Genomic DNA, 12,246 nt, shown 5'->3' with positions numbered 1-12,246 from the left:
CGCAGCGCCTCGCCCGCCGCCCGCGACGTGCTCGTCGGGCTCGCCGTGCCCAGCGACGAGATCCGCTGGTGGCGCGATGTGCCGGTCGGCCCCGCGGGCTCCGCGACCTGGCCGGTGGAGGAACAACTGCGCGCCGCGGCACGCCAGATGCTGCTCGCCGGGGCGCTCGCCGCGCGTGGCCGCGCCGGGTACTACGGCGCGCGGCACCGCGGCCCCGCCGCCGCGTCCCTGGAGAACGTGCTGGTCGGGCCCGCGCCCGGCGGGCGCGGGCTGACCGCCTTCGTGCCCGTCCCGACCGGCCGGTCGCTCACTGTCCGGCTGCACCAGGCGCTGTACGCGGCCCGGGAGGCCGTCGACTACCAGCGCGCCACCGGCGGCATGGACGCCTTCGACGGCGCCGTCGAGGCGGGCGTGAGCCATGAGCTGACCGAGGCGATCGTGGCGCTGGTGCGCGGCACGGAGGGCGCCCGCGTCGCGGTGGAGTGGGCTCCCGGCGCCGGGGTGCCCGAGGGGTGCGCGGCGTCCGCCGAGCCCGTGGAGTTCTCGCCCGGCGACCTGCCCGTACTGCGCGAGGCGGGCGCCCGCTATCTGCACGACGAGCCGTCGGTGCCGGTGCGGATCACCGGGGCCGTGGTGCGGATGCGGCGGACCTCGCCGCGCGGGGACGGCACCGTGCGGATCCGGGTGCTCGCGGGCGCGGACGTCCCGCACGTGCGGATGACGCTGGACGAGGAGTCGTACCGCATCGCGGGCCACGCCCATCTGGTCGGGCTGCCGATCCGGGTGCACGGGCGCCTGGAGAGCCGGGGCGGGTTCCGCAGACTCACCGGGGCGGGCGGGGTGGTGCCGGTCCAGGTGGACGAGGCCGAGCGGGACCGGCTCATGAAGTCGCTCCAGGAGAACCTCGACTTCTTCGAGGAGGCGTGCAGCACGGACTGAGCACCGGCGGTGGATCGGAGGGCGGCCTTCCGGGGGCCGGGTGGCGGCCGTTTCGCGGCGGGCCCCCCGGGCTCGGTACGATCCCTAGTGCGTGCGTGAAAGGAAAGCGCCGCAGCCCCCTTCAGCAAGGAGAGACCGGTGTCAGACGTCCGTGTGATCATCCAACGCGATTCCGAGCGGGAAGAGCGCGTGGTGACGACGGGCACTACGGCCGCCGAGCTCTTCCCCGGTGAGCGCACCGTCGTCGCCGCCCGCGTGGCCGGCGAGCTGAAGGACCTCGCGTACGCCGTGGCCGAGGGCGACGAGATCGAGCCCGTCGAGATCTCCTCCGAGGACGGCCTGAACATCCTGCGCCACTCGACCGCGCACGTCATGGCGCAGGCCGTGCAGGAGCTCTTCCCCGACGCCAAGCTGGGCATCGGCCCGCCCATCCGTGACGGCTTCTACTACGACTTCGACGTCAAGGAGCCGTTCACCCCCGAGGACCTCAAGCGCATCGAGAAGAAGATGCAGGAGATCCAGAAGCGGGGCCAGAAGTTCTCGCGCCGCGTCACCACCGACGACGACGCCCGCGTCGAGCTCGCCGACGAGCCGTACAAGCTGGAGCTCATCGGCCTCAAGGGCAACGCCGCGCAGGCCGCCGACGGTGCCGACGCCGAGGTGGGCGCCGGCGAGCTGACCATCTACGACAACCTCGACGCGAAGACCGGCGAGCTGTGCTGGAAGGACCTCTGCCGCGGTCCCCACCTGCCCACCACCCGCGTCATCCCCGCGTTCAAGCTGATGCGCTCGGCCGCCGCGTACTGGCGGGGCAGCGAGAAGAACCCGCAGCTCCAGCGCATCTACGGCACCGCGTGGCCGTCGAAGGACGAGCTGAAGGCATACCTGGAGTTCCTCGCCGAGGCCGAGAAGCGCGACCACCGCAAGCTCGGGGCCGAGCTCGACCTCTTCTCCTTCCCCGAGGAGCTCGGCCCGGGTCTCGCGGTCTTCCACCCCAAGGGCGGTGTGATCCGCAAGGTCATGGAGGACTACTCGCGGCGCCGCCACGAGGTCTCCGGCTACGAGTTCGTGAACACCCCGCACCTCTCGAAGGAGAAGCTCTTCGAGATCTCGGGTCACCTGCCGCACTACGCGGACGGCATGTTCCCGCCCATCGAGTTCGACGAGCAGAACTACCGCCTCAAGGCGATGAACTGCCCGATGCACAACCTGATCTTCAAGTCGCGCGGGCGTTCCTACCGTGAACTGCCGCTGCGCCTCTTCGAGTTCGGCACGGTGTACCGCTACGAGAAGTCGGGCGTCGTGCACGGCCTGACCCGCTCGCGCGGCTTCACCCAGGACGACTCGCACATCTACTGCACCAAGGAGCAGATGGCCGAGGAGCTCGACAACCTCCTCACCTTCGTGCTCGACCTGCTGCGCGACTACGGCCTGACCGAGTTCGAGCTGGAGCTGTCCACCCGCGACGACTCCGACAAGTTCATCGGCGAGGACGAGGACTGGGCCGAGGCCACCGAGGCGCTCCGCCAGGCCGCCGAGAAGCAGAACCTGCCGCTCGTGCCGGACCCGGGCGGCGCCGCGTACTACGGCCCGAAGATCTCCGTCCAGGTCAAGGACGCCATCGGCCGGTCCTGGCAGATGTCGACCCTCCAGGTCGACTTCAACCAGCCCAAGCGCTTCGGCCTGGAGTACACCGCCGCGGACGGCTCGCGCCAGCAGCCCGTCATGCTGCACCGTGCCCTGTTCGGCTCGATCGAGCGGTTCTTCGGCGTGCTCCTCGAGCACTACGCGGGTGCCTTCCCGGCGTGGCTCGCGCCCGTGCAGGCCGTCGGCATCCCGATCGGCGACGGCCACGTGCAGTACCTGCAGGAGTTCGCCGAGAAGGCGCGCGCCCAGGGCCTGCGCGTCGAGGTCGACGCGTCGTCCGACCGCATGCAGAAGAAGATCCGCAACCAGCAGAAGGCCAAGGTGCCCTTCATGGTCATCGCGGGCGACGAGGACATGAACGCCGGTTCGGTGTCCTTCCGCTACCGCGACGGCTCGCAGGAGAACGGCATCCCCGTCGACGAGGCCATCGCGAAGATCGCCAAGGTCGTCGAGGAGCGTGCGCAGGTCTGACCGGATGCCCGGCCGGTCACTCCGGCCGGGCACCGTCGTCGTGGCGTAACGAGGCCCCCGGGGTGTTCCCCGGGGGCCTCGTGCCGTCCCCGCTGTTCCCACCGTCCTCACGGATCTCGTCCCGTTCGCCCTCCTCGCGGGAGAAGACCTGCAGCAGCCACGAGGAGAACGAGCCCGTCACCGCGCCGAGCAGTGCGAGACCGCAGCCCATCAGGCCGACGGCGGCGAGCCGCCCGAGCGGTGTCACCGGGGTCATGTCCCCGTATCCGACCGTGGCCAGGGTGGCGCAGGCCCACCACACCGCGTCCCCGAAGGTCTCGATCGTCGCGCCCGGCGCGCCGCGCTCCTGGTCGTAGACGGTCAGGGCCGCGGCGAAGCCGATGAGCAGCGCGGCCAGGCCCGCGTACGCGCTCACGCGCGCGTGCAGGGCGAGCCGCGGACGGGCGCGCCGCCGCTGGACCGCTTCGTAGACGTGCACGATCCGCAGCGGCCGCAGCAGCGGCAGCGCCAGAACGACCGTATCCAGCCAGTGCGTACGGACGAAGCGCAGGCCCTGGCCGCTCAGCCGCCACCGCACCGCGTAGTCCACCGCGAACGCCGCCCACGCCGCGAGCGCCACCACCACGCACGCCGTACGCCAGGCCGGGGGGAGCCCCGGGGCGAGGACCCGCACCGCGTACGCCGCCAGGAACAGCGCCGACGCCACCCCCAGCGGAAGCTCCGCCCGGTTCTCCCAGCGCGCCTGTCGGCTGTCGTCGATCATCGGCCAAGCTTCACCGCGGGGCCCCGGGGATCCGCCCCGCCGACACGCTCCGAACGGGCGAAGTCATATGCTGCACCCCATGACGAGTGAGCCGGAGCAGCAGATCGGAGTGGGGACGCAGGACGCGTTCCAGCGCCTGTGGACGCCCCACCGGATGGCGTACATCCAGGGCGAGAACAAGCCCACGGGACCGGGGGCCGACGACGGCTGTCCCTTCTGCTCCATCCCGGCCAAGTCCGACGAGGACGGGCTCGTGATCGCGCGCGGCGAGCAGGTGTACGCGGTGCTCAACCTCTACCCGTACAACGGCGGGCACCTGATGGTCGTGCCCTACCGCCACGTCGCCGACTACACCGATCTGACCGACGCGGAGACCGTCGAGCTCGCCGCGCTCACCAAGCAGGCGATGACGGCGCTGCGCGCCGCGTCCGGGGCGCACGGCTTCAACATCGGCATGAACCAGGGGGCCGTGGCGGGCGCCGGCATCGCCGCGCACCTGCACCAGCACATCGTTCCGCGCTGGGGCGGCGACACCAACTTCATGCCGGTGGTGGGGCACACGAAGGTGCTGCCGCAGCTGCTCGCCGACACCCGCAAGATGCTCGCGGACGCCTGGCCCGTACCGACCGCCTAGGGGTGTGCCCCGCGCGGTCCGGCCCGCACCCGGGCGGGCCGCGCGGGGCGAGGCCCGGACCTCGGACCGGGCCGTCGCGCGGGGCTCACGCGTCGTAGACATCCGCCTTCTTCGGCATCGGGTCCTGGATGGCCCCGCTGAGGAAGCTGGAGCGGGCGCCGAACTTGTCCGTGTTCACGCCGTTCTCCTCCAGGACCTTGATCGCCGCCGAGTGCACCACGCGCAGCACCGGGGTGGCGGCGCGCAGCGCGTCGTCGGCCATGAAGCGGTGGCGCCACGGCTTGTCCGCCCAGGCGTGCCGCAGGCCGAAGGGCTCGGGCAGGACCAGCTTGCCGCCGAGGTAGTCCAGGAGCGGCGGGTACCAGGTGAAGGGGGCGCGGACGGCGAGGCGCACGACCTCGTCGGCGTCGACCAGCGGGAGATTGCGCGAGGTGGTCTCCCAGAACTTGATCGGCTTGGCGACCGTCTTCGTCTTCGGCGACGGCTTGCTGGTGAACAGCGAGTGCACGGGGCCCAGGGCGTGGCCGGTGACCTCGATGCGCAGCGTCTCGTGCAGCACGGTCACCGTGATCAGCATCGTGATGACCAACTGGCCGTCCCAGAGCGTGAACTGCACGCCCAGGTAGTGGCGGTTGCCGCTGCCGAACTGCTGCTCGTTGCAGATCCGCTGGACCTCGTGGCCGCGGATCTGGAAGGCCTCGACGTCCGTGCCGGTGGGGCGGGACACCGACTTGGCGTTCTCCCCGATCGGGGCGACGATCCAGTGCTTTATGTCCGGGGTGGTGAAACCGCCGGTGTGCAGGGGGCCGCGCTCCAGCATGCGGAGCTGGTCGTGCACCGCCCGTATGACGTCCCAGCTGCGGAAGGGGTTGATCTCCTTGCCCGCCTCGGCGGGGACCAGCTCCTCGGCCAGCTGCCAGCTGCCCCAGCGCGTGCCCATGCCCAATATGCCCTTGGGCCCGGCGTAGAACACGGAGTTGCTCTGCTGTTCCGCGGAGAGCCGGGCCAGGCCCTGGCGCAGCTGCTCGGCGGCCGTCTCGCCCGGACTGCCGGGCACCGCCTCGGGGATCTTCGCGCCGATGCCGCCGCCCGAGAGGAGTCCCGACCAGCGCTCGCGCATGTCCCTGGCGGTGCGCTCGGCGATCTGCTTGGCCCAGTACCAGCCCACCACCGGCAGGACGATCGCCGCGCGCAGATACCAGGCCCAGAAGCCGTCGAAGGGCAGCTTGATCAGGAAGAGCACGGCCAGGACGCCGACGGCGACCAGCACGGCCGTGGCCAGCGCGCTCGCGCGCTTGTTGTCGCTCTTGGCGACCTGCCGCCTGATGGTGAAGACGGCCAGCCACACGATCAGGCCCGGCAGGAACAGCAGGCCGCACAGGACCATCACGGCGGTCAGCCAGCTGTCGCGCTGCTTGCGGATGCGGTTCGCCGCCAGACAGTGCTCGACGACCGCCTGCGGCTCGATCCCGAAGGATTGGATGAGCGGGCTGCGGCCGCCGCCGAGCATCCGCACCTGCACGGTCCGCGCGAACGCCTCGCCGAGGTTCGGCTTGAACAGCGACCAGAGGCCGCTCTTCACCTCGGACTTGTGCCATTCGTTGTTGGCCTGGAGGATGCCGTCCACATCGCCGTCGCGATACGCGGCCGAGGCCAGGGCGTGCGTCGCCGCGGTCTGTCCCGCGGCACCCGAGAGCGGAACCTGGGCCCCGGGCCTGAAGTCGAATACATCGTCCGCCACTGCCGCCCCCATCGCCGCGACGCCTTCGCTGTTGCGGCTCTTCCCGACTTCCCTGTCCGGCACACCTGTTGCCGGACGGCACATCCGTTGATCAGGTCATCAGCGTATCCGGGCGCACCGACATCCGGCAGGGGACAATCGGAATGCCGCCCGCCCGCCGGAGCGGGGCGGGCGGTCCGCACCGGGTGCTCCAACTAGGCCGTGTCCTGGGCCTGTTCGCGGATCTTCTCGGACAGCTGCGGCGGCATCGGCTCGTGGCGCGCGTAGGAACGGCTGAAACGCGCGGTGCCCTGCGAGAGGGACCGCAGATCCACCGCGTACCGCCCGATCTCGATCTCGGGGACCTCGGCCCGCACGAGCGTGCGCCCGCCGGGCGCCTGCTCGGTGCCGACCACCCGGCCGCGCCGCCCGGACAGATCGCTGAGGACCGCGCCGACGTGGTCGTCACCGACCAACACCTGTACCTCGGCGACCGGTTCGAGCAGATGGATCCTCGCGCCGGCCGCCGCCTCGCGCAGCGCGAGCGCGCCCGCCGTCTGGAACGCGGCGTCGGAGGAGTCCACCGAGTGCGCCTTGCCGTCCAGGAGCGTGACGCGCACGTCGATGAGCGCGTAACCGGCGGCGACCCCCCGCGTCGCCTGCGCGCGCACGCCCTTCTCGACGGACGGGATGAACTGCCGCGGCACCGCGCCGCCCACGACCTTGTCGACGAACTCGATGCCGCTGCCGCCGGGCAGCGGCTCGACCTCGATCTCGCAGATCGCGTACTGGCCGTGCCCGCCGGACTGCTTCACGTGGCGTCCCCGGCCCGCCGACCGGCCCGCGAACGTCTCCCGGAGGGAGACCTTGTGCGCCACGACGTCGACCTGCACGCCGTACCGGCTGCGCAGCCGCTCCAGGGCCACGTCGGCGTGCGCCTCGCCCAGGCACCACAGGACCACCTGATGGGTGTCCTGGTTCTGTTCGAGCCGCATCGTCGGGTCCTCGGCGACCAGTCGCGAGAGCCCCTGCGAGAGCTTGTCCTCGTCGGCCTTGCTGTGCGCCTGGATGGCCAGCGGCAGCAGCGGGTCCGGCATGTCCCAGGGCTCCATCAGGAGCGGGTCGTCCTTGCCGGAGAGGGTGTCGCCGGTCTCGGCGCGGCTCAGCTTGGCCACGCACGCCAGATCGCCCGCGACACACCGGGTGAGCGTGCGCTGCTGCTTGCCGAAGGGGGAGGAGAGGGCACCGACGCGCTCGTCGACGTCGTGGTCCTCGTGGCCCCGGTCGGCCAGGCCGTGCCCGGAGACGTGGACGGTCTGGTCGGGGTGCAGGGTGCCGGAGAACACGCGGACCAGCGAGATCCGGCCCACGTACGGGTCGGACGCCGTCTTCACCACCTCGGCGGCCAGCGGGCCCGCCGGGTCGCAGGCCAGCGCGGGCCGTGCGGCACCGCCCGGCGTGGTCACGGCCGGGGCGGGGTGCTCCAGGGGCGTGGGGAAGCCGCCGGTGATCAGCTCGAGGAGTTCGACCGTGCCGATGCCCTGGCGGGCGCCCTCCGCGGCGGGCGCGGCGGCGAGCACGGGGTGGAAGATGCCGCGCGCCACGGCCCGCTCCAGGTCGTCCACGAGCGTCTTGAAGTCGATCTCCTCGCCGCCGAGATAGCGGTCCATGAGGGACTCGTCCTCGCTCTCGGCGATGATCCCCTCGATCAGCTTGTTGCGCGCCTCCTCGATCAGGGGCAGCTGGTCGGGGCCCGGCTCGGACTCCTTGCGCTCACCGGAGGCGTAGTCGAAGATCCGCTGCGACAGCAGCCCGATCAGGCCGGTCACCGGGGCGTGTCCGTCGGGGCCCTGCTCGCCGTGGAGCGGCAGGTACAGCGGGAGCACGGCGTCGGGGTCGTCGGCGCCGAACGCCTCCGCGCAGGTGCGGGTCATCTCGGTGAAGTCGGCGCGGGCCGACTCCAGGTGGGTGACCACGATGGCGCGCGGCATGCCGACCGCCGCGCACTCCTCCCAGACCATGCGGGTGGCGCCGTCCACGCCGTCCGCCGCCGAGACGACGAAAAGGGCCGCGTCCGCGGCGCGCAGACCGGCCCTCAGCTCCCCGACGAAATCGGCATAGCCGGGGGTGTCCAGTAGATTGATCTTGAAGCCGCCCCATTCGACGGGGACCAGGGACAGCTGTACCGAGCGCTGCTGCCGGTGTTCTATCTCGTCGTAGTCGGAGACGGCGGTGCCGTCCTCCACCCGGCCCGCGCGGTTCACCGCTCCCGCGGTCAGCGCGAGGGCCTCCACCAGGGTCGTCTTGCCCGATCCGCTGTGGCCGACCAGCACCACATTCCGTACGGACGCGGGGTGGTCGGCCGATGCTGCCCTGCCGGCGGCTCCGGGGTGTGCGTTCGCCTTGTCGCCCATGCCTTGGCCTCCCGGTTACGTGCACGGTGAGGAGGCTCAGCCCCCTCGGGGATGCTGGCTGCTCGCGGACACGCGGGGCCGGGTGCGGGGCGGCTCCGGCGGCGCCCGTGGTGCTTTCGAGCTTTCCACTCGGGTCACTCTGCGTCCATACGTCGTACGCGATCGTGAGGGCGCGAGCCGGTGCGTCAAGGGCGTGACTACGATGGGCCAGCCGGTGGCCAACGGGGCCGCGCGGCTCACCGACCCCTCGGGAAGGCCATGCTGAACAAGTACGCGCGTGCATTCTTCACGCGTGTCCTCACACCGTTCGCCGCGTTTCTCATCCGCCGCGGGGTCAGCCCCGACGCGGTCACCTTCATCGGGACGGCCGGTGTGGTGGCGGGAGCGCTGGTCTTCTTCCCCCGGGGCGAGTTCTTCTGGGGCACGATCGTCATCACGCTGTTCGTCTTCTCGGACCTCGTCGACGGCAACATGGCCCGTCAGCTGGGCCGCTCCAGCCGCTGGGGCGCCTTCCTCGACTCGACGCTCGACCGGGTGGCGGACGGCGCGATCTTCGGCGGCTTCGCCCTCTGGTACGCCGGGTCGGGCGACGACAACATCCTGTGCGCCGTCTCCATCTTCTGCCTGGCCAGCGGCCAGGTGGTCTCGTACACCAAGGCACGCGGCGAGGCGATCGGCCTGCCCGTCGCGGTCAACGGCCTGGTGGAGCGCGCCGAGCGCCTGGTGATCTCGCTGGTCGCCGCGGGCCTCGCCGGACTGCACGCGTTCGGCGTGCCGGGCATCGACATCCTGCTGCCCATCGCCCTGTGGATCGTCGCGGTCGGCAGCCTGGTCACCCTCGTCCAGCGGGTCGTGACGGTGCGCCGCGAGTCCGCCGAGGCGGACGCCGCGGCCGCCGACGCGCCGGAGAGCGAGGCCGCGAAGTGAAGGACCGACTCACCGACGCGCTGTACGGGCTCGGCTGGAGCACCGTCAAGAAGCTCCCCGAGCCGGTCGCCGAGCGGCTCGGCAGGACCATCGCCGACACGGCCTGGAAGAAGCGCGGCAAGGGCGTGCTGCGCCTGGAGTCGAACCTCGCGCGCGTGGTGCCCGACGCGAGCCCGCAGCGGCTCGCCGAGCTCTCCCGGGCGGGTATGCGCTCCTACCTGCGCTACTGGATGGAGTCGTTCCGGCTGCCGTCCTGGAGCCGGGAGCGCGTCAGGGACGGCTTCGACGTCAAGGACGTCCACCACCTCACCGACGGGCTCGCCGCCGGCAAGGGCGTGATCCTCGCCCTGCCGCACCTGGGCAACTGGGACCTCGCGGGCGCCTGGGTCACCACCAAGCTGGAGACCCCGTTCACCACGGTGGCCGAACGCCTCAAGCCCGAATCGCTGTACGACCGCTTCGTCGCCTACCGCGAGAGCCTCGGCATGGAGGTCCTGCCGCACACCGGCGGCTCAGCCTTCGGCACGCTGGCCCGGCGCCTGCGCGCGGGCGGCCTCGTCTGCCTCGTCGCGGACCGCGACCTGTCCGACTCCGGGGTCGAGGTGAAGTTCTTCGGCGACACCGCGCGGATGCCCGCGGGCCCCGCGATCCTCGCCCAGCAGACCGGCGCGTTGCTGCTTCCCGTGACCCTCTGGTACGACGACTCCCCGGTCATGAAGGGCCGCGTCCACCCGCCCGTCGACGTCCCCGAGACAGGTACGCGGGCGGAGAAGACGTCTGTCATGACGCAGGCGCTGGCCGACGCCTTCGCCACCGGTATCGCCGACCACCCGGAGGACTGGCACATGCTGCAGCGTCTGTGGCTCGCCGACCTGGAACCCCGCCCCGAGGCCGCGCCCGCCGAGGCCGCCGCCCCCGAGGGCCGGCCGGCCGCCGAGGGGCAGTCGTGAGGATCGGCATCGTCTGCCCGTACTCGTGGGACGTGCCGGGCGGCGTCCAGTTCCACATCCGCGATCTGGCGGAGCACCTCATCCGCCTGGGACACGAGGTCTCCGTCCTCGCCCCGGCCGACGACGAGACACCGCTTCCGCCGTACGTCGTCTCGGCGGGACGGGCCGTTCCCGTGCCGTACAACGGCTCCGTCGCCCGGCTCAACTTCGGATTCCTGTCGGCCGCGCGGGTGCGCCGCTGGCTGCACGACGGCACCTTCGACGTCATCCACATCCACGAGCCGGCGTCCCCGTCGCTCGGCCTGCTCGCCTGCTGGGCGGCCCAGGGCCCGATCGTCGCGACGTTCCACACGTCCAACCCGCGCTCCCGGGCGATGATCGCCGCGTATCCGATCCTCCAGCCCGCCCTGGAGAAGATCAGCGCGCGCATCGCTGTCAGCGAGTACGCGCGCCGCACGCTCGTCGAACACCTCGGCGGTGACGCGGTCGTCATCCCGAACGGCGTCGACGTCGACTTCTTCGCCAAGGCCGAGCCCCGGCCCGAGTGGCAGGGCGAGACGATCGGCTTCATCGGACGCATCGACGAGCCCCGCAAGGGCCTGCCGGTCCTGATGAAGGCGCTGCCGCAGATCTTCGCCGAGCGGCCGGACGCGCGGCTGCTGGTCGCGGGCCGCGGCGACGAGGAGGAGGCCGTCGCCTCGCTCCCCGCCGAGCTGCGCTCCCGGGTGGAGTTCCTCGGCATGGTCAGCGACGAGGACAAGGCGCGGCTGCTGCGCAGCGTCGATCTGTACGTCGCGCCGAACACCGGTGGCGAGAGCTTCGGGATCATCCTCGTCGAGGCGATGTCCGCGGGCGCGCCCGTGCTCGCCAGCGACCTGGACGCCTTCGCCCAGGTCCTCGACCAGGGCGCGGCGGGCGACCTGTTCAGCAACGAGGACGCCGAGTCCCTCGCCAAGGCGGCGGTGCGGCTGCTCGCCGACCCCGAGCGCCGCGAGGGCCTGCGCGAGCGCGGCAGCCTGCACGTGCGGCGCTTCGACTGGTCGACGGTCGGTGCGGACATCCTCGCGGTGTACGAGACCGTCACGGACGGCGCGGCCTCGGTCGCCGCCGACGAACGCAGCGGGCTGCGGGCGCGGTTCGGGCTCGCCAGGGACTGACGCCCTGACCGCTCCCGGCGCCCGGCGGCGAGCCGGGCCCCGGGAGGGGACTAGCCTGTGGGCCCGTGACCTCCACTTTGATCTGGATCGCGGTCGCCCTCTTCGCGATCGGCCTCTACCTGAGCTGGACCGCCGGACGCCTCGACCGGCTCCACTCCCGCATCGACGCCGCCCGCGCCGCGCTCGACGCGCAACTGCTGCGCCGCGCCTCGGTCGCCCAGGAGCTGGCCACCTCGGGGGTGCTCGACCCCGCCGCCTCGATCGTGCTCTACGAAGCGGCGCACGCGGCCCGGCAGGCGGAGGAGGAACAGCGCGAGGTCGCCGAGAGCGAGCTCAGCCAGGCGCTGCGGGCCATCTTCGGCGAGGCCCAGCAGGTCGAGGCGGTCCGGGAGGCCCCGGGCGGCGACGAGGCGGCGAGCGAGCTGGCCGCGGCGGTCCGCCGGGTGCCGATGGCGCGGCGCTTCCACAACGACGCGGTGCGCGCCGCCCGCGCGCTGCGCCGCCACCGCAAGGTCCGCTGGTTCCGGCTCGCCGGACACGCGCCCTTCCCGATGGCCTTCGAGATGGACGACGAACCGCCGGTGGCGCTGGCCGACCGGGCCACGGCCTAGGGGGGCGGGGGAG

Annotated in this window: 10 protein-coding genes; 7 read left to right on the top strand and 3 right to left on the bottom strand. The window is 72.2% G+C overall.

Features of this window, described 5'->3' with window-relative positions:
• Together AOK22_RS28060 and thrS are read left to right on the top strand one after the other, a co-directional pair.
• On the top strand, positions 1-939 hold a 939-nt coding region (locus AOK22_RS28060; protein WP_055701514.1), incomplete at its 5' end, for a hypothetical protein.
• A 138-nt stretch (positions 940-1,077) separates the two neighbouring features.
• Positions 1,078-3,057, top strand: a complete 1,980-nt coding sequence (gene thrS, locus AOK22_RS28055) for a threonine--tRNA ligase (RefSeq protein ID WP_055701512.1) — start codon at positions 1,078-1,080, stop codon at positions 3,055-3,057.
• Positions 3,058-3,073: 16 nt separating this feature from the next.
• Here the strand turns inward: thrS and AOK22_RS28050 are convergent, their stop codons facing one another.
• Positions 3,074-3,820 carry a potassium channel family protein gene (locus tag AOK22_RS28050; RefSeq protein WP_055701511.1) on the bottom strand — a complete coding sequence of 249 codons (747 nt, stop codon included), beginning with the start codon at positions 3,818-3,820 and terminating at the stop codon, positions 3,074-3,076.
• Positions 3,821-3,887: 67 nt separating this feature from the next.
• On the opposite strand from AOK22_RS28050, the gene AOK22_RS28045 reads away from it, so the two are divergent.
• A complete protein-coding gene (locus tag AOK22_RS28045; protein ID WP_055701510.1) occupies positions 3,888-4,454 on the top strand; it encodes an HIT family protein in 567 nt (188 codons plus the stop codon).
• 85 nt (positions 4,455-4,539) lie between these two features.
• Here AOK22_RS28045 and AOK22_RS28040 read toward each other — a convergent pair whose 3' ends face one another.
• Both AOK22_RS28040 and AOK22_RS28035 read right to left on the bottom strand, forming a co-directional pair.
• Entirely contained in the window at positions 4,540-6,207 is a 1,668-nt protein-coding gene (locus AOK22_RS28040) for a hypothetical protein (protein ID WP_055701513.1), read from the bottom strand.
• 182 nt (positions 6,208-6,389) lie between these two features.
• Positions 6,390-8,588 carry an elongation factor G-like protein EF-G2 gene (locus tag AOK22_RS28035; protein WP_055701509.1) on the bottom strand — a complete coding sequence of 733 codons (2,199 nt, stop codon included), beginning with the start codon at positions 8,586-8,588 and terminating at the stop codon, positions 6,390-6,392.
• Positions 8,589-8,846: 258 nt separating this feature from the next.
• Between AOK22_RS28035 and pgsA the strand changes: the two genes are divergently transcribed.
• The 4 genes from pgsA (at position 8,847) to AOK22_RS28015 (ending at position 12,233) form a co-directional block, all read left to right on the top strand.
• Positions 8,847-9,515: a phosphatidylinositol phosphate synthase gene (pgsA, locus tag AOK22_RS28030; protein WP_055701508.1), complete on the top strand. Its 669-nt coding sequence runs from the start codon at positions 8,847-8,849 to the stop codon at positions 9,513-9,515.
• Complete coding sequence (locus tag AOK22_RS28025; protein WP_055701507.1) at positions 9,512-10,465, top strand: phosphatidylinositol mannoside acyltransferase; 954 nt, start codon at positions 9,512-9,514, stop codon at positions 10,463-10,465. Before pgsA ends, AOK22_RS28025 begins: the two co-directional genes overlap by 4 nt.
• Positions 10,462-11,622, top strand: coding sequence for a glycosyltransferase family 4 protein (locus AOK22_RS28020; RefSeq protein WP_055701506.1), 1,161 nt, complete (start codon positions 10,462-10,464; stop codon positions 11,620-11,622). Before AOK22_RS28025 ends, AOK22_RS28020 begins: the two co-directional genes overlap by 4 nt.
• 65 nt (positions 11,623-11,687) lie before the next feature.
• Positions 11,688-12,233: a LemA family protein gene (locus AOK22_RS28015; protein WP_055701505.1), complete on the top strand. Its 546-nt coding sequence runs from the start codon at positions 11,688-11,690 to the stop codon at positions 12,231-12,233.
• Positions 12,234-12,246 lie beyond the last annotated feature (13 nt).

Origin of the sequence: Streptomyces silaceus (assembly GCF_001419745.1) — a bacterium.
GTDB classification, from domain to species: Bacteria; Actinomycetota; Actinomycetes; order Streptomycetales; family Streptomycetaceae; genus Streptomyces; species Streptomyces silaceus.
This window is presented reverse-complemented; position numbering and strand designations above follow the sequence as displayed.